This is a genomic window from Bartonella grahamii ATCC 700132 (assembly GCF_000518085.1).
Classification (GTDB): Bacteria; Pseudomonadota; Alphaproteobacteria; order Rhizobiales; family Rhizobiaceae; genus Bartonella; species Bartonella grahamii.
The window spans coordinates 146,087-164,960 of record NZ_JACX01000004.1 but is presented as its reverse complement, the minus strand read 5'-3'; the positions used below and the strand labels follow the sequence as shown (position 1 = coordinate 164,960).

15 protein-coding genes, 1 tRNA gene and 2 pseudogenes are annotated in these 18,874 nt (G+C 33.9%); 4 read left to right on the top strand and 14 right to left on the bottom strand.

Annotated elements, in window-relative coordinates; all coding sequences use genetic code 11:
• Nucleotides 1-6 precede the first annotated feature (6 nt).
• On the bottom strand, nucleotides 7-1,371 hold the full coding sequence (locus U736_RS0102130) for a ShlB/FhaC/HecB family hemolysin secretion/activation protein (protein ID WP_026500228.1): 1,365 nt from the start codon (nucleotides 1,369-1,371) through the stop codon (nucleotides 7-9).
• Between the two features lie 556 nt (nucleotides 1,372-1,927).
• On the opposite strand from U736_RS0102130, the gene U736_RS12125 reads away from it, so the two are divergent.
• The gene (locus U736_RS12125; RefSeq protein ID WP_026500227.1) at nucleotides 1,928-2,107 is read left to right on the top strand and encodes a hypothetical protein; all 180 of its coding nucleotides are present in this window, start codon (nucleotides 1,928-1,930) and stop codon (nucleotides 2,105-2,107) included.
• Between the two features lie 641 nt (nucleotides 2,108-2,748).
• Nucleotides 2,749-3,287 (top strand): annotated as a pseudogene (locus U736_RS10785) (hypothetical protein).
• Here U736_RS10785 and U736_RS0102110 read toward each other — a convergent pair.
• The 9 genes from U736_RS0102110 to U736_RS0102075 form a co-directional block, all read right to left on the bottom strand.
• Nucleotides 3,271-4,128 (bottom strand): hypothetical protein, encoded by an 858-nt coding sequence (locus tag U736_RS0102110; RefSeq protein WP_012754692.1) that lies wholly within the window; start codon nucleotides 4,126-4,128, stop codon nucleotides 3,271-3,273. The pseudogene U736_RS10785 and the gene U736_RS0102110 overlap by 17 nt on opposite strands.
• 246 nt (nucleotides 4,129-4,374) lie before the next feature.
• Nucleotides 4,375-4,548 carry a BrnA antitoxin family protein gene (locus U736_RS12680; protein WP_245256877.1) on the bottom strand — a complete coding sequence of 58 codons (174 nt, stop codon included), beginning with the start codon at nucleotides 4,546-4,548 and terminating at the stop codon, nucleotides 4,375-4,377.
• A gap of 257 nt (nucleotides 4,549-4,805) precedes the next feature.
• Entirely contained in the window at nucleotides 4,806-4,946 is a 141-nt protein-coding gene (locus U736_RS13055; protein WP_274532019.1) for a BrnT family toxin, read from the bottom strand.
• A 371-nt stretch (nucleotides 4,947-5,317) separates the two neighbouring features.
• Nucleotides 5,318-5,863 carry a biotin transporter BioY gene (locus U736_RS0102100; RefSeq protein ID WP_012754691.1) on the bottom strand — a complete coding sequence of 182 codons (546 nt, stop codon included), beginning with the start codon at nucleotides 5,861-5,863 and terminating at the stop codon, nucleotides 5,318-5,320.
• Nucleotides 5,864-6,120: 257 nt separating this feature from the next.
• Entirely contained in the window at nucleotides 6,121-6,690 is a 570-nt protein-coding gene (locus U736_RS0102095; protein WP_012754690.1) for a biotin transporter BioY, read from the bottom strand.
• Nucleotides 6,691-6,705: 15 nt separating this feature from the next.
• Nucleotides 6,706-7,344, bottom strand: a complete 639-nt coding sequence (locus tag U736_RS0102090; protein WP_012754689.1) for an energy-coupling factor transporter transmembrane component T family protein — start codon at nucleotides 7,342-7,344, stop codon at nucleotides 6,706-6,708.
• A complete protein-coding gene (locus U736_RS0102085; RefSeq protein ID WP_012754688.1) occupies nucleotides 7,341-8,021 on the bottom strand; it encodes an energy-coupling factor ABC transporter ATP-binding protein in 681 nt (226 codons plus the stop codon). Before U736_RS0102085 ends, U736_RS0102090 begins: the two co-directional genes overlap by 4 nt.
• A gap of 40 nt (nucleotides 8,022-8,061) precedes the next feature.
• Nucleotides 8,062-9,489, bottom strand: coding sequence for an amino acid permease (locus U736_RS0102080; RefSeq protein ID WP_012754687.1), 1,428 nt, complete (start codon nucleotides 9,487-9,489; stop codon nucleotides 8,062-8,064).
• Nucleotides 9,490-10,563: 1,074 nt separating this feature from the next.
• Entirely contained in the window at nucleotides 10,564-10,767 is a 204-nt protein-coding gene (locus tag U736_RS0102075) for a SlyX family protein (protein WP_012754685.1), read from the bottom strand.
• A 453-nt stretch (nucleotides 10,768-11,220) separates the two neighbouring features.
• On the opposite strand from U736_RS0102075, the gene U736_RS0102070 reads away from it, so the two are divergent.
• Nucleotides 11,221-11,293, top strand: a tRNA-Thr gene (locus tag U736_RS0102070).
• 89 nt (nucleotides 11,294-11,382) lie between these two features.
• On the opposite strand, the gene U736_RS0102065 is transcribed toward U736_RS0102070, so the two are convergent.
• On the bottom strand, nucleotides 11,383-11,574 hold the full coding sequence (locus U736_RS0102065) for a helix-turn-helix transcriptional regulator (RefSeq protein ID WP_012754684.1): 192 nt from the start codon (nucleotides 11,572-11,574) through the stop codon (nucleotides 11,383-11,385).
• Nucleotides 11,575-12,625: 1,051 nt separating this feature from the next.
• Here U736_RS0102065 and U736_RS0102060 point away from each other — a divergent pair.
• Nucleotides 12,626-13,288, top strand: a complete 663-nt coding sequence (locus U736_RS0102060; protein ID WP_012754682.1) for a lysozyme — start codon at nucleotides 12,626-12,628, stop codon at nucleotides 13,286-13,288.
• Nucleotides 13,289-14,138: 850 nt separating this feature from the next.
• Here U736_RS0102060 and U736_RS12670 read toward each other — a convergent pair.
• From U736_RS12670 to lldD, 3 genes and pseudogenes are all read right to left on the bottom strand, one after another.
• Nucleotides 14,139-14,592 (bottom strand): annotated as a pseudogene (locus U736_RS12670) (integrase); the annotation flags it as partial.
• A gap of 733 nt (nucleotides 14,593-15,325) precedes the next feature.
• A complete protein-coding gene (locus tag U736_RS12665; protein ID WP_245256876.1) occupies nucleotides 15,326-15,487 on the bottom strand; it encodes a hypothetical protein in 162 nt (53 codons plus the stop codon).
• A gap of 1,799 nt (nucleotides 15,488-17,286) precedes the next feature.
• Entirely contained in the window at nucleotides 17,287-18,438 is a 1,152-nt protein-coding gene (gene lldD / locus U736_RS0102030) for an FMN-dependent L-lactate dehydrogenase LldD (RefSeq protein ID WP_026500225.1), read from the bottom strand.
• Nucleotides 18,439-18,874 lie beyond the last annotated feature (436 nt).

The following is an 18,874-nucleotide window of genomic DNA, read 5'->3' as shown; positions in this document are numbered from 1 at the left end:
TTTGCTCTAAAATCTCAATAATGCCCGCACTTGAAATAACCCTGTCTTATTCCCCTTTTCTCGCACTGTTGATTGGGTTAAAATATTCGAATAAGACACATCAACATCCGTAATGTCTCCGGTTGCATGGAAACCCAGAGTTGCCCCAACGAGGCGCCCGCCAAAACTGTTTTTGCTTACATCATTGGCTACAGCCCCCAGATCAAGCGCCATATAAGGGGAGAATTGGCTCATAAATTTACGCCCCATTCTCGAAGAAAAACCTGGCAACAACAGCGACAATTCATTGCGCCAAAACACCCCATTATTGCCATAATAAATCGCCTCACGCACCCCGCGCACAGAGGAACTGCCACCAAGCGATATTTGCTCTGAACTAAACAACGTGTCGGGTGATAATTGTCCTGAAAACAGTGTGTTATAGCGAAAGTTATACTGTTTGAGCGAAAAAGGACGCACGTAGCCTAGGGAAAAAGACAATTTGGAAAATTGCCCTTTGGGTGAATTTTTTGTTGCATTCTCTTGCTCTTTATCGTCATAAGCGCCAAGAATTGCCAAACCCTTATGAAATCCTATATGCGCGCTTAATTCTCCTCCAAGCCACTTGCGCGAATGATCAAGCTCAAAGGTTGCAATAGCCAATTTACGGCTGGAAACATCAACCCGACTGCCCATAATAAAATTATCAGAATATTTCCATGTCAACCGTCCCGTAACCCAGGTCTTTCCCTCTTGATCACGGTCGATAACCCGTGAAATCCATGGTGTCAGCGATAAAGACTTCCCCGCAGTCATAATATCGGAAAATATCCCCTTAACACTCGAATGATATTGGCTCCACGTCCCATCAAAACCTGTTGTCCAAGTGCCATAGGGAAGAGAAAATGATCCCGTTAGAGTATCACTATTGGGGCGCTTGTGAGAAAAATGATGCGGACTACCATCCATAGAACGCTGATAGCTAAACGACCATTGATCATTGATCCCTAACAGATCATCAAAAGAAAGGCTCAAGCGCGTTTGATAAATTCCTGTTGCTTTAGCACCAAGATTATCGCTGGAAAGCGTAATAAGCCAAGGTTTCTGTTTTTCAATATGAACATCGAGTATCGAACCACCCGAATTGCTCCCCGCACCAAGATTAATGGTGGCTTGGCGTGAGAAAAGCCGATTGATTTGATCAAGCCCTTGCTCTATCTGGCGCAGATTGGTCGGCTTCCCAATAAGGTTTGGAAAAGCTGTGGTGATTTCTCCTTGAGATTTCCTTCCAACTTTATGCCCATCAAGGGTAATATCTTCCATCACACCTTCAACAACAACAATCTTGAGATGACCGTGCAGACAGAGTAAAATAGACTTAAAATTTGCCAACAGTTAGATGAATTAGTGTCTAAAAAATTCTGCTAATGAGATTTATTTTGCTTTTCGTTTACTTTCTTCTGGAATGAAAATCCCTAAAGATATGAACCATGATTTTTTTTTGCTCTTTTCTACGAAATGGCTCTTAAAAGCGTTTCATCTCTAATCCTACAAGAGGCTATTAAGCAAATTGCTGTGGTAAAGTAGAAGAAATATCCAAAGTTATTCATGCCAAGCGCTTCAGAGCTTGCATCATATTGCAAAAAGTTAGAATCAGAAATTTTGTCAAACACCAAGACTATTCGCAAAGCCATCATGAATACATACGAAAAAGTAGAAAAAGAAAATGTTGTTTTACTTACAAATCTTAATCACTCCAAAGCAATAGCCTGAAATAGCAGTGTGTCGTATGGAAAATTAAAAACAAAAACCGAATGAAGAAAAACTTATGTGGGTAAACAAAGAAAATGCACTTAAGGCTTGATGGCGTCACAGATTTATTGCTATAAAAGCTTCAAATGATGATATCTCTGACACTTTTCGCTTGTTCTCTTGTGGTGGCTTTCACATGCGAAAAGATATGGACTATGACACCTCTTCTCAAGCTTATCAAACTGAACTCAAAGGTATTTCCTTATTGATTTTGAAAGAGTCCTTAAAACGCATTTTGCAGAGCAAAGTAGAAGGCATGTCTAAAAAAATCATTCCAAGAGCAACAGATTTTTTTAAGTATTGTGAAGAGATTTAAAAGATCTTCTTTCACGAGACAAAACTCTTCATGAATTAATGATAGGAGAGTTTAAAATAGATTTCTAAAAAATAGCAAAATAGTGAAAAGTGCTGATCATTTTTGGATTGGATATGCATTTAAAGAGTGATTAAAAAGTTTTTTTAATGTACAATGCATTTCTAGAAGCCAAAATGGCTCTGTAGTATCGAATTTATAAAGTAAATAAATCCATTAATACAAATTAAGGATTTTAGGATACGCGAATTTCAAAATATTTGTTTTTTAAAACATGAATAGCCAGCATCAGCGCAAAAGATATTGTGGCAGTTATGAATCCCTTTCGTGTATTTTTGAAGTAGCAGAGTGTTTCTTTAATCTTTATGAAAGGGTTGCCAGTGCTATGGACTTTTTTGAAAGTGGATTTGGGTATCAAAATGCAAGCGGAGGTACGGGGTATGGAGCTCTGTGTTTAAAGCTATCATCAACTATAGATAAATCATAGACGAGGTTAACTAAAATATTAAAAGCAACTGGATGCAATAGAAGACATTGCTATTAAAAGAAAAGCAAATGCTGAAAAAACTAAACGGTAGTTTGTGTTTTTATATCAGAAAATAATTTAAGAAATTGAGATCATAATTTTTCCACAGGAAATGAATATGTTTACAAATAAGCAAAGAAAAGCCTTGTTTGGCATTATAATTTTTGTATTTTTATGTTTTTCAGGAATAAGAAAAAATCTTGACTTTATTCAGGGTATTTTGACATTCGCGTCTATTTCTTTGGTGATAGTTACAACTGTTTTTGCAATTTTATGCAATTCTAATATCCCTTCTGAGTTGCAAAACAACCCACAATATAAATGCGGCAATACAACAGGTTGGAAGAGATTAACATGTGATTTACAACAGTATATGCACAGTCTCCTAAAATTAATAACTTTAGTGCTTGTTGTTTTGATTTTCCCAAGTAGTTATAAAGAAACTGTTTCTTTTCCTGTCATTTCTAATTACGTGGAGCACAAGTTTTCTTTTTCATTGGATACCGTACTTTGGTACTTAGATATTGCTCTTGGATATTCAAATATTATACTTTGGTACTTTTTTTAGTCTGTGTATTCTTTCTTATGTCCCGTACACGCAGTTTAATAAATATATCTATTTACGCGCTACAGAGCTCTATTAAAGAGGTACAGTAAAATTTACGATTTCATGCTTTAATTCTGCTTTTACAGAGTCTTCATTATACATACCATTATTATCTTTATGTGCTTTAATAGAAAATTTATGTTGAAAAGTTTCAGTATTAAAGATTATATCAAAATCATCATATGTATTTCCAACAAAACTTAATTTTTTCAATGCGGGATTTATTTCATCTTTTCTTAAAAAATTCCAAAAAAAATCATTTAAATTATTTTTTTCTTTAAATTTAATGTCTAAGCTTAACTCTATTTCTCTCAAATCATCAGTGGGAAGTTCATCAAGGGAATTTTTAGCCATCTCTATCAAGTAACTTTCTGATGGCATTGCAAAAAAGTCTGATTGTTTTGGTTGTTTATATTTCAGTTTTATTTCTCTAATTGAACGCAATTTTTTTTCGAACTCTTGCTTATCAACAATGTCAGGTGAGATATCAATCGTTTTCGGAGAAAAAGATTCTTTGTAGTGTAACTGCAAGAATTTGTTTAACTTTTTATTAGAAGAAAAAAGAGTGAACTTTGTAGGAATCAAAATTCCAAAATATTGCTGATTCTGTTCAACTAATTTTTTAGGACGTGGGTTAGGAATATTCTGAAAGCCATTTTCAGAATCAATCACTTCGGGATTGTAAGGACTTTTTTCTCCCATTAAAACATAAATCCAATAGCAGATCTTCGAGTTCACAGAAAACTTTTCAATTATTAAGGTAACACATTGATTATCAACTATAGGATGGTACATTCCCTCCTCTAGAAATTTATCAGCACGACTTATATTAACTAATTCTGAGTCTACATCTATTTTATATTTATAAGAAAGGAATTTAATGGTATTCATAGAATTAACACAATTACAATGTTCATAATCTTATCAGATGGTGAGTCCTGTCCAATTTATCTCAGTGATTATGTGGAAGTTCCATCTATCTAGGATATATTACATCGTTTAGAATCGTTTAGCTGAAAATGAAAGCTATAAAATTTAAATTACAAAAGCAATACGAGTTTAGAGAACTCTGCAGTGAAAGTTGTTTAGATTTTTAGAATATGGCTCCCCCTTCCCTGCTTTTAAGTGGAAGAGAAATCAACGCATCGAACGAAGCGTGGCATCACGTAAAATGGCGTTAATCCGTGTTTGATATCCTTTTCCTTGACTTTTAAGCCACGCTAGCATGTCTGAATCCACACGCACAGTTAGCAACAGTTTTCGTTGGTTTATAGAATGGATTGAGAACGGCGTTTTTCGAGAACGCATCATTGAGTGACGAAATATCTCTATGATCAATTGCACTGTCCGACATTACAGCCAGTTTATCAACTTCAACTCTCTCTGTCATAGGTGATAAGTTACCTACCTCAATTTCATAACGAACTTTCTTCTTTATAACGTTTCCTTTCTTTCAAGTTGGCTCACCGTGCTGAAATAATACGGATTACCTCTATGCCATCTTTATCGTCATGGACAGTATGCGCTACGAATAATAATAAAAAACCATCCATGAGCCCTAAAGCTTGCTAACCATACTCTCCGTTTTCAATACGATCTTGTTTAGCTATGGAGAATGGGTCCGAAAAAACACATGCAGCCATTTCAAAACTTACACGGTGCTTTTTAAGATTAATTTTTGTTTTAGCTTCATCCCACTCAAATCTTATTTTTATACCTTATATTAACACATTTATAAGGGTATTATGTACATCAAGAGTTTTAAATGAACACTGAATTATCGATTAATTAACTGAAAATATAAAAAATAATCCTAAGGCGTTATGCATATAATATGCAAATCGAATAAAACTTACAAGCATGTTGAATAAAATGATATTAATTGACTATTTAGGGGTCTGCTCCTGAAAGCAAAAAATAAATTTTGGTGCCGAAATATTCAACTTTCGTATGGCTACCTTTGAGAGCTATACAGATAAAATACCAATAAAAAGTAAATAAAACAGAATAGTATTCCGTGGTACTTTTTAATCCACATACATTTGGCAAAAATTGTTCTTCAGTACAGAACTACCCCTTTTTAAGAATGAATGAGAGGAGCGATTTTTTTAATGGTCAACGCTACAAAGGATGCAATCAGCACTTTCAAGAAACCACCAGCCAAAAAACCTAATGAACTTATTAAAACCGTCAGCAAAGGAACCTGAGTCATATAAGCTACCCATGGTATTCCAAAAGAATAAACTATCCCAATGCCGCCCACAGTATTTATCACAAATAATGTTATAAAATTTAACCGCTTCCAAAACAATTCTACCATTAAACCAATAAAAAATGCAGCAAATGGAAAACTAATCAGATAACCACTCGTAACTCCTGAAAAAACACTAATTCCACCACGACCACCAGGCAATAGAGGTAACCCAATCGCAATAAGAACAAGGAAAAGAAGTGATGCTAAAGCTCCCCTTTTCGCTCCAAGTATAGAGCCTGCTAACATCGGAGCCATAGACTGAGCTGTAATAGGGACACCCAGCGAAAAAGGAAGATAAATAGGAGGAAAAAGACTCAAAACAGCGTAAATAGCGGCAAATAAAGCAATATAAACTAAATCTTTTGTATTCACTGAATTATTCCTTCACTATGAAAAAACTTTTGTTATTGTTGTATAATTAATAAAAAGTATCAGATTTATAAAAGTACACTTTAAATGCCTTAGATATAGAGAAAAATACTATAATAATTTATTTTAATAATATCACTTATATAAATCACATTAGATTCTACAATGTTTAATTACATCATAGATTACTATGGTTAAATTCAGTAAACTTATTGTGATACATGAATATCATATAATAACAGCATAACAAAATAATACATTTATTTTAGCTTGTTCTTATTATGCTTTGAATGAATGAGAGGAACAGATCTTTTAATCGCGAGTGCAACAAAGGATGCAATCAACACTTTTAAACAATCGCCTATCAAAAAACCTGATGAAGCCATTAAAACCTTCGGTAAAGAGACTTTGGTCATATACGCTGTCCATGGAACACCAAAAGAATAAACTATCCCAATGCCACCAACAATATTTATCACAAATAATGTTATAAAATTTAACCGCTTCCAAAACAATTCTACCATTAAACCAATAAAAAATGCAGCAAATGGAAAACCTATTAAGTAACCACTTGCAATCCCTGAAAAGACACTGATCCCACCGCGACCACCAGGCAACAGAGGTAATCCAATCGCAACAAGAACAAGAAAAAGGAGTGACGCTAAAGCACCCCTTTTTGCCCCAAGAATAGACCCTGCTAGCATCGGTCCCATCGATTGAGCTGTAATAGGTACCCCTAGAAGAAAAGGAAGATAGATAGAAGGGAAAAGGCCCAAAATAGCATAAATAGCGGCAAATAAAGCAATATAAACTAAATCTTTTGTATTCATTTGATTCTTCTTTCACTATAAAAAACTTTGATTATTATGAGATGCTGTATCAATGGTATCAGCATCATAAGAACGCGCTTCCAATGCTTCAGCCACTTCTGAAGCCATTCTTATGGTTCGTATAATTAAAGGTATCGCAAGAGCGACAATGTTAGTATTAAGTCCCCGTGCTTGCTGTGCTTCATGTACCTCATTAAACTTTTCACTCAAAAGAGGAATAAACCTGATCGCCATAGAGATAACCATACTCACTTTTGATGGATTTATACCAAAACAGCAAAAAGGCTGAAGCCCGACTTCAATTGCATCCACCATATCTGAAACTTTTGTTGTGAATGAAACAAGTGATGATAAAGAAAAGAGGATAACAAGACGTAATATGACCTCAACCCCCGTAAGCCAACCGCTAAAAATAGTTTGAAATACAAATAGAAGAACTAAAAGCAATCCCATCGATTTAAATTGCTTTATCGCAGTTTTGAGAGGGACCTTGGCGACTCTATAGAATAAGATGACCAACAACAAAAATAACCCAAGAAGCGCTATGGAAGAAACCATTATTATAAAAGTTCCACACGCCGCAAGAAATAATAACTTAACTCCAGGACTTAACCTATGAATAAACGTATCCCTTGGAATATATAAACCGATCATGACATTCTTCTTATATACTCCTTGATAGCAACAAAAGGTACATCATCAATTGCTATCTCCCCCTTATCAAAAACCAGCACTCTATCAAACTTTTTCAAAAACTCCAAATCATGCGATACAACTATTGCCGTTTGTGGTAATTCTTCTATCACTTGCGTAACGCGATGCTTATTTCGCAAATCAAGTAATGTCGTCGGCTCATCAAAAATAATGTAGTCTGGTTTCATTGCAACTACACCGGAAATAGCAACGAGTTGTTTTTGTCCACCACTTAATAAATGGACAGCGTGATTTCTGAAGTCTTGAAGTTCATAGCGCTGTAAAATTTCATCTACACGCTCCTTAATTTCATCTTTACTAAGCTTTAAATTTTTGAGACCAAATGATAAGTCCTCTTCAACTAATGGTAAAACAATCTGATTATCGGGATTCTGAAATACAAATCCAACTTTACGCTTTACTGCTTTTGCATCGCGCTTGGTATCAAGCCCATCAACGCTTACAAAACCGTGAGATGGTAATTGGAGTCCATTAATAAGACGAACAAATGTACTTTTTCCAGAACCATTCGCACCTATAACAGCAATTCGTTTTTCGGTAAGCTGTACAGTAATATTCCTTAAAACACACAAATCACCAAAAACTTGTGTTACCTCATCAAATTTTATAGTCCCCAAGATTTATTCCAATCAATCCCTTTTATTAGCTCTTCTTTCTCTATCGTTTCAGTTTATAACCTAAAAGTAATAATAAGCACCATAGAGGAATAATAATGACTGCCAAACTCATATCAGGCATCTGTACAGGAATATATGTTTCAAGAAAAGGCACGCTTATTCCTATCATATCAAAAAGTCGAGTCATCAATCCATTTTGCCCAAAACCACTGATAAACATAATGCAAAATAATAAAGTAAGAAAGCAGAGACAAAGATAGTTAGCGTAAGGATATAAACCAAACGCATAAGTAAAGTTGCCTTTTCTGTTCTTATGTGCATTGCGAAATTTCAAATGAACAATAACAATAATAGCCCAAGTGATCACTGCTGCTGCAGTTGCAAGAGCCATGATCCGCATGAAACTATTATCAGGAACAAGAGCATTAACAACGACAATCAACACCGTACAGAATGATGAAAAAAGGATAGCAATATAAGGAACACGAGCAGCACTCAGTTTACTAAAAATATGTGGTGCATTTTTTTGTACAGCTAAACTATAAAGCATACGTCCATTAGAATAAATGCCACTATTGTAAACAGAAATAGCAGCCATAATCACCACAAAATTCAAAATATGACCAGCAGCAGGAATTCCTATAGTCTCGAAAATTGTAACAAAAGGACTACCATTTTTTCCAATCATATTCCAAGGGCTGATTATCATAATAACGCTGATAGAACCAATATAAAAAATTATAATCCTCCACATAACTTGACGGATAGCCGCTGGAATTGTTTTTTGTGGATCAGATGCCTCTCCAGCAGCAATACCAATAAGCTCTGTTCCTCCAAAAGAAAACATTACTACAGAAGTCGCTAAAACAACCCCTACTGCTCTATAAGGAAAAAAACCGCCATGGTCCCAAAGATAATGAATATTCGCTTGATTTTCCCCTAGTCCAGTGACAATGAGAAAAATTCCCAAAATAATCATACCAATAACAGCAGCCACTTTGATCAAAGCGCAAGCAAATTCAAATTCTCCATAAAAACGAACATTAAACAAGTTAATGAATGTAACAAATAAAAGAACAACGAAAGATGCCTTCCAGTGATCAATCAAAATCCAATGATCAAGGTAAAACCCTATCACTGTAAGTTCAGCCATGCTCACAAGAATATAAAGAAACCAATAATTCCAACCTGTTATGAAACCAGCTAATCTCCCCCAATATTTATAAGCAAAAAAACTAAATGCTCCTGAAGACGGTTCTTCTACTGACATTTCACCAAGCATTCGCATAATGAAGTACATAATAAGTCCGCCAACAAGATAAGACAAAATGACTGAGGGACCAGCTAATTGAATTGCCTCGGTTGACCCATAAAAAAGTCCCGTCCCAATAACACCACCCAAAGCAATCATTTGAATATGGCGATTTTGAAGGCTACGCTTCAATTCATTGTGCTTTTTTTCAAACATCATGCCTCATTACTTTTGTTGAGCCTAACCTCAACTTTTATCGAAAAATTAGGCACCTTTTTCAAAAAACACAAAACAAACGTAAACTTATTTTCTTATCATAATGCAACTCCTTATTTTTTTGTGCATTATACATATGCCCCGTTGAAGTTTTAAGAAAAAATATGCTCCACTATTTATTTAAATTAATGTCCTTCATTTTCGTTACACTAACCATTATAGCATTGGTCATTGATAATGCACACTCTGTAATCACATCACATTGGACAACAACCCCCTTTAATAAAATTTTAATAAACCTTCTGCAAACAGATGTCTATCACCTTAATCAATCTCTATGCAAGGTAATGCCTGATTTTCTGTCCTCAATTTGCATTACTCTCACTTATTTACCAGCATGGTTTATCTTTGGTGCTTTAGCAATAGTATTTTGTATCTTAAATTACGAAAAACAAAAACCTTTTCACCAAATATCATATACATATAACGAAGAATATATTTAATCTTGAAAAAGACTTCTAGAGCTCTTTGTACCATACACAACCGATATAGCTTAGAGCACCTCACCCGATTAAAACAACTGAAAATAACTTGATCATCAGAATGGATTAAAACGCTCTATTATAAATATACGCGCTCACTTATGATTTCTATGGATAACGATAACATCGCTTCATTTGTATCAATTTAAAAAAATTAGCGAATAAATCTAACTCCCATCTATAGAAAACTCTGTACAGAAAAAACTTAACATATTGAAGTTCATATATTTTTATGGATGCTTTTTTATACTCTACAAAAACTTTTCTTAATTTTAGTACTAGAAATCACATATAAAAAACGTCTTCTAATATCAGCACTCCTTATAAAATTGGAACTTCTTGAAATTAATGAAGAAGCTTATAAAAATTATTCTACAAATCTAACAAAATGCGTTAAATAAAAACTAATCTGTAAATAATTGCAATTGTAATAAAGAACATTTCGCACCTTCCTCCCATTGTAATATCCACCCTATTACATCTAAAAAAATCCAAGAGAATATCAACAGAAGAATTTTTAAGCACCTTCTCCCTATTGAGAAAATGGTAAAATAACAGCTTCAGTAACACTCTGTTCTTTTAAATCTGAAAATCGTCTCGCTAAGACATCAACTTTTTTAGATATCTCATCTAAACTTTTCCATTGATTAGTTACCACTCGAGAAAGTTCCTCAATGAATTTTTCTTGGTAAGCTAGCTTTATTTCTAGTTCTATCAGCCGATCTTCATCCGACATGATTCTTACTCCATCTTAAATAAAAAAACGTGATTAATTTTATTAATCCTCCCCCTTTTTCTTCCCCTAAAAATGAGAAGTAACTTTTCAACTAATTCTACTCATCTTATTTGCACATTATAAAGGGTTTATAATGATCTTTATTTTCCTAATCACTTATTCAACAAATTTCTTTCTTAAGAATCAGAAATGTTTTTATCTTTACTAAGTTATCTTGACACCATTTTCTATCCTAAGGATCTACATTCCCAGCTTCTTAATTTGAGTGCTATCGTAAATTGGAAAGCATTTATAGTATTAAGATCAAAGAATACTGTCCTCTGACTTTTACATACTTCTCCTGCAAATTATTATCATATTTTATAAATTATTGAAAAAATGCATTCTTGCTTTTATACGTACTTTTAGCTATTACCCTCAAATTAGTTTTGTCTCATTGATTTACAAACCTATGCCGCATTAGCTCAGTTGGTAGAGCACATCATTCGTAATGATGGGGTCGCTGGTTCGAATCCGGCATGCGGCACCGCATTTTCTCTTTTTCATATTAGAACATATAGATTTTTATTTAATTATCTGTTTGAAGACCACCTTCTACAGTTTATATAATTTTACCTAATTTGTTCTTATTTTCTTTGGAGTAAAGGCTAAGATCTCTTTCTTTCTCCATCTCACTGCTCTCCCTAGCTTATATGGCTCCGGAAACAACCCCTGAAGCACCCAATTGCGAATCGTTGTTGTGGATACACTAAAAAGCTGTACACATTCACGGGTTGTTACATATCTATCGCCATCATCAAATATCATCTCATTACCTTTCTCTTTTTTATGTTATGTAAATGGGCGGAGATGCTAGGAGGAGAGAACCTCCCATATCTTCAAGCGGCTTTTTGTTAAAATCTTTTGTATCTCTTGTGCTATTGCCTCTAAAAAGATTTCAATAGCTTGATTAATTTGTTTAAGACGCTTCTGGAAACGTAGCCAATACAACACTAGACAAAGATGATACCATTGTCCCCGAATGCCCCATAAAACACTTCATATGAAAAAGACGAAAGCGTTATTCATATGGAAAAATATATGAAACCGAAATCATCATTCAAGTTTATTACAATACAATATTCTTTACAACACTATCCAATATCATTGGTCCATATATTGAATATGCTCCACTACTATATTGTTTTAGTTGGAAACAGACTACTAGAGAGGGAGAAAATATCGATTATGTTTTTATATAACATTTTATTTAAAATCCTTCATAAAGATATTTTTTAAGAAAATTAAGCAATTAGAGGAAAAAATAAATAACAGTTAAATTCACTATAGATTTTTTGATTAAATATGTATAATACGTTATGTGTATATTGTGTTGATTCTAAGATAATTTGTAGATCTATAATATTCAACTGTAATGTTTTTTTGTTTTTATGAAAATAATTCTATGGTGTAAGTTATGGGTTATACAATTACTTGAAAATCAATACCTATTATTTCATTACTTATTATATCTCTTATTTTTTGTTAAAAAATGCTTTTTTTCATCAGGATTATTGAAGTTTTTTAAGTAAAATTCTTCTAAATCATTCTGGATCAACTGTAAGAATTTATGAGTAAAATCTATCTGATTATAAATGGATTTATTATAAAGTTATTATCTTGTGATGGAGATCAATTGCTGCAAAATGAATGGTGTTTAGCATAATATTTGTTCAAAAAACGATATGGGTTTTAACATAACTCACTATGGAGATTTTGAATTTATTATGCCCTTTCGCTGTTCTGTTCTTAAAAATGAGTAGATGTAAGTTTTCGATTCATATCCTGCTTTGTGTAGGTTTTTTTATAGGTAAGAATAATGCGAAAAATATCAAAAGAAGGGCTTGCATTGATTAAGCAATTGGAAGGCTTACGTTTATCGGCTTATGAATATTCTGGTGGTGTATGGACAATTGGTTATGGACATACAAATGCTGCTGGTGCTCCAAGCGTCCACAAAGACATGCAAATTACGGAAAAAGAAGCTGAAAAAATCCTTTGTCAGGATTTGAGAGAGTGTGAACTCGTTGTTGAAAAAGCCGTTACCGTTCCTTTAAACAATGAACAATTCGCGGCATTAGTATCATTTTGCTATAACGTAGGAATAACAGCCTTTTGCAATTCTACACTTTTAAAAAAGCTCAATAAAGGTGCATATGAAGTGGTACCAACTGAATTGCAAAAATGGACAAGAGTAGGAGGAAAACGTATCCAAGGTCTTGTCAATCGCCGAGCAGCCGAAGCAGGATTATGGGCGAAAGGATCTCATGTTGCCCCAAATTATCATGTAGTAGAATCAGAAGGTGTAACAGGTATTTGCAAAGTAGAAGCTCTTGCACCAATCATAGGTTCTTTTTCAGGGCTTGGAGGGCTTTTTTCAGGAAATGGTCCTGTTCAATGGGTTTTAGCAGGCATTATGGTTTTAGCTGCTTGTACAGCTATGGTATACATTGCTAAACGCTTTCAAGAACACCGCCTATGATCTTATGGATAAAAAAATATCTAAAAATGACGTCAGTGACCATAGCAACTTTTCTTATAGCTTTAGTGAAAGCCTTTTTTCTTGGGAAACAAGTTGAGAAGCAAAAGCAAACAAAGGAAGCTTTCAAGATAGGACAACACGGCTTAAGGTAGAAAATGAAAATTAATAAGAAAAGTGATGCTGCTATGCGTACTAAGCTTTCTAACTGGCTGCGCGACGAATGAACGAACTTCTTGTATTGAATGGCTGCCAATTTATTTGAATCGACAAGATATCAATGTGATTAATCCAAATTTGGCGAGAGATATTTAAAACATAATGAACAAGGTGCAGGTCTATGTGGTTGGAGACATAAACGGAAAATAAAGTGCTAAAGATACAATTCCTCTGAAACATTAATCAATGAAAAGATTTGAAAGAGGTCGATATATTCAGATTAAAAGTAAAAGAACTTAAAGAATAAAAACACTCTGGTGGTCGATTGGATTTAATTAGAGTAACGGAGATGTCTGAGCTGAAGCGAAAGAATTCAACAAGGTTATATTTGTATAAAGTGATTGAGTCTATTGATGTATTCCAAGAGCATCTTTGTTATCCTATCAAAAGAAGATGAGAAAAGATTTTACGGATTTCACTGCTATCATCGTTCAAAGAACTAATGATATACAACGTTCTGTCTTCAACAAAATAGGATTTGGCATGCTTAAGAAAAACAATCCACGGGATTGTATAATGAATAATGGACAGCTTTTATGTGATTTGTGAATGACGTTGTTTCAGCTTTCTAATTGTAATAATGATGTTGAAGATAAGACAAATAGTTCCGCACGGTATCTGCTTTTTCATGCTAAAGTGGCGCAAAAACATTGTGAGTGATATTGGCTGTTAATTTTTCTGTAGTAAATTCCCTATGTGGGAAATAACATGCAACTCTAGTGGAGAAAACCAGCAACCATTTTTACCTTCATTTTTCAACTCTGCTTTTTTGCTTTCAAAAGCCGCTTTTGCAATTTCTTGAAAAATATTGCTTTGCTGTTTTAAGATAACTTGTTCCTGAAATAAAATGGGACCATTACCTTCTTTTAAAACATCACTCTAATATCTTGTAAACTCATATGCTGCTTTTAGAGAAAGTTTGTAACAGAACCGTGCCTTTCACGGCGTTTATTGTGATGTGTATAACGGAAAAATTAAGAGTGCATATTATCTTTTCGAATATTCAACCACAATCTTACTTCATCACAATATTTACCTTGGGGAGATACTTTTACAAAAGATGCTGATAATCTATAAATCGCCCTCACCTAATTCACCTTCTCGTTCATCCTTCTATGCATTGCCCGTCCACCTTTTAAACCGCCTTAAATTTTTGATATAGAATTTTTTCTTTAGTTTTTATTTTTTATTGAATCATAAAAATGATCTGTACCAATCTTGCCTCTATGCATCTTTATACATTTTGATTCTTGTTTCTAAAGCCCAGTCTACCAGCATGTCACTCTGTTTTTTATATTTAATATATATTTTTAGATTTATTCGTAACTTGCTAGAAAAGTTTCTATATTTTGATAGCAAATCTTCTATCAGTTCACTTTTTTCAAAAGATTCTGAAAGGATTCTCAAAAAGTCTACAAATTTAAAGACTCTTTAATGCGTATTGTTTCTTTTTTAGAAATCAAAATTGGTGATGCCTCATTCCTTACCAGAAATTGTATTATTTGAAGAGCAATCTGTATAAGATGATGTAATCTCTTTTATGAAGTTAACTAAAGTTTTTTGAATTTCTAGCATATTGTTTAAAGACAAAAGAAACCTCCCTTTTATTTATGCAAGCAGCTTAGACATCGGCTGATAATTCTCCCGCTTATAAAAAGCTTTTCTGGAATAACCTTCAGAACCACAATAAAGTAGTGAAAGATAAAACAAGTTTTTAGATGATCATAACGCACAATAAAATTAGACCAGTTAAAACGTTCAATGCTAACACCTGCTAAACAGAGGCAAATAAGTTTTAGCACGCCTTCAAATTGGAAAGACTTAAACCCACGCGCTACGACGGATTTCAATTCTCATCGTACGATTTACCTTCCCTCTAAAACTTAATCGCTGTAAATATAAAAACCTTGAAGCCTGTTCTAAATCCGTGAGAGTTGCTGGCTCTTGCTGTATTAAACGTTGAAACTCCTCACAGCTACTCATCTGAAATGCTAGCATTTTTCATAAAAGGACGATAGTAGCGTTGTAACATCCCCAAAAAGTTTACGACATCACCTGAGAGATTATTGCTGGTTTCAGGGGATAGAATCAATTTCTGCTCAAAGAAAATCCCACCCATACCAACAAAAGATTTAGTCTACATGCTATGAGAAATGTCCTCAATAATTTTGATAATTTTTTTAGTCAAATTTCTTTTGTTACCAATATCAGCAGCAACTGTTGTGGAATTAACAGAATTATAATTTTTTATCTTAAACTGTATCCATCATTTTTTACATTCTTTCATCTATCTTAGCCTTCTTTTCACAGCTTCAAATGATAAAAAGTAGCTGCAATGTTAAGTTGTCTTGCATCGAACAAATTTCTCGCAAACTATCCCTATTGGCTAGATGACAACACATCCTCTATTTAAAGAAAGAAAACTTTTCTTTTTTATTCAGCGATAAAGTAAATATTATCCAATTACTTATGAGAGTAATTCGATCAAATGGAAACTGTAATTTTTTCCACTCTGAGTAATCCTGTACCCGTTTATATAGATTTGAAAAACACGCTGTTATGAATATTCATAAAAATGCTTTAAAAATTGATATCAGAAAACTTCTGTTTAAAAAGGGAAAGGTGTTCTCTTACTTGCTACTGAAGAACCTGTTCAGATTTGTCTTGATATTGCTGTAGAGCTTCAAAAAACATAAAGTTATCCCAACGTTTACAAGTGTGCCAACAATTCAACTTTGAGATAATATCTCTGTGCTAGAGTTATGCCAATCTCACCAATCTGTTATTGTCTGTGAAGAGCATAGTATCAATGGAGAAGCCTAGAGATGCAATTGTTAAATCGCTTATAGAACAAAACATTCTATGCCAATTTGTATCATTAGGAATACCTAACGACCCCATCTGCAATAAAAACAAACTGGATTTTTAATAAATTATGCAATCAATAGAGAAAGCATAAACAGTGTTAGCAATGACATACTATACAAAAAATATTCAACTGCTTCCATATGTTCGCCAGTTCAAAAACATCATAACTCATTGAGGATGCAAGAAAATAAGAAAGAAAAGCACATTAATTCACGCAGTCTTGCTCTCAGTAAACGAGCTTTTTTAAAGATTGTATGGGTATTTTTTTCATTGCTTAAAAATGTACTCCATAAAAACAATATCATACCCATATAATATATTATCCAATAAAATTAATATAAATAATATATAGATTATAGAAATATTATTTATTAGATCCATTTTTTATTATAATTATAGCTTTCAATAAATATATATTGACATTTTTAATAATTTTATTTATATACCATAATTAATATTATTCTATATTAAAATAAAACTAAATGAAGTTTATAACTTTACGTTTTATGCTAATGTGGGAAAGAAGTAATTAACATGTTATATTTTTATATATAGGAGTGAAAAATGCTCACAGCATTATTTATATCTATTTTTTCTATATCAACAGTTGTTTTACCTTTAATATCAGCGCTTGTTCCTTTTTATCCATAGAATGAGCTTTTAATAAAATAAGTAAAAGATGTATGCAATGTTATTAGTGTTTTTTTTGTGTTTACTATTATTAAGATTTTTGCGTTAAATATTATTGTATTTACGGAGTATTATTTTAGTTACTGAGTATTTTCTGTGATTTTATAGAGGAGCTTTTTGATCTTTTCTATTTAAATTTAACTGTCAACATATTTGTAAAGTATATAATTATGCTCCTCTATAAAAAGACTTTCTTTTTCTGAAAGCAGTATAACATATTGCTTTCATTGCTTAAAAACATCTATATTTACTAAACTCTTGCGTGTAATATCTTTGATTGTCTGAGTACCGGTCAGTGTCATAGCTACCCGCATTTCATTGGCAAAAAGATCAAGGAGATGCATAACACCTTTCTTACCTGCTGCTGCAAGCGCATAAACAAAAGCACGGCCAATCATAACAGCATCCGCACCTTGTGCTATCATGCGTACAACATCAAGACCAGAACGAACACCTGAGTCCGCTAAAATAGTCAAATGATCCTTTACAGCATCCGCAATTGCAGGCAACGCTCGTGTTGTTGATAATACACCATCAAGCTGACGTCCACCGTGATTAGAAACAACAATACCATCCGCACCAAATTTTACTGCTTCTCGTGCATCTTCTGGATCAAGAATACCTTTCAAAATCATTTTTCCTTTCCAAAAATCGCGAATCCATTGTAGATCATGCCAACCAATTGATGGATCAAAATTTTCACCAAGCCAACCAACGTAATCATCCAATGCAATTTTCTTTTTGAGATAAGTGGAGACATTTCCAAGATCATGGGGGCGCCCCATAACACCAACGTTCCAAGCCCAATATGGATGAGTAAACGCTTGTAAAAAACGACGTAATCCAGCATAAGGACCAGACATCCCCGAATGCGCATCACGATAACGTGCACCAGGAACTGGCATATCAACTGTAAAAACCAACGTACGTACACCAGCTAACCAAGCCCGTTCTAGTGCATCACGCATGAAACCGCGATCTTTGAGAACATAAAGTTGAAACCAAAATGCACCTCCAACCGCTTCTTGCACTTCCGCAATGGGACAAACTGAAACAGAGGATAGAGTAAAAGGAATCCCTTTTGCCGCTGCGGCACGCGCCGCTTCTACCTCTCCACGACGTGTATACATGCCCGTTAGCCCAACAGGTGCAAGTACAATCGGTAAATCAAGTGTCTGTTCAAAAAGCTTGATTGAAAGATCAACTTCACCAACTTGCCTCAGAATCCTTTGACGCAGTGCAAGAGCTTGAAGATCTGTACAGTTACGTCGCATCGTTTCTTCAGCATAAGCCCCACCATCAATATAGTGAAAAAGAAAGGGAGGAAGACGACGCTTTGCTGCCTTACGATAATCAAGTGTTGAAGAAATAATCATTGATGGCACCATTGTTCCTAAATAAAAAGAGAAGATATCCTAAAACGCATAAAAGCGAATCCGTGTACCTTCCTACTCGATATTCTCCCAAAACGCTCTATTGAATAGATAGAAGAAACAGAGATTGCAACTTTCTAAAAAAACTAATTGATAAAAACAATGTCTTTATTTCTCCTATCCAAATTTAAAATCTCACAGTATGGGGTATCATTAATAACGTATCCACTCATATATTGTTCATGTACAATTGAAGTGTTATACTTTCTTTAAACGAATACCTCTTCGAAAGCGATTGCTCCGCAGCTTAATTAGTTATAATTTAAAGTCGTTTCTCCCTCCAAAGGTCCTTAAATTATCGGTTATAAGAATATAGAGCCTGTAGTCATTAAGTATAAACCATAATCTCCCCCAAAAGATAAAAAAATCCTTTATTAAT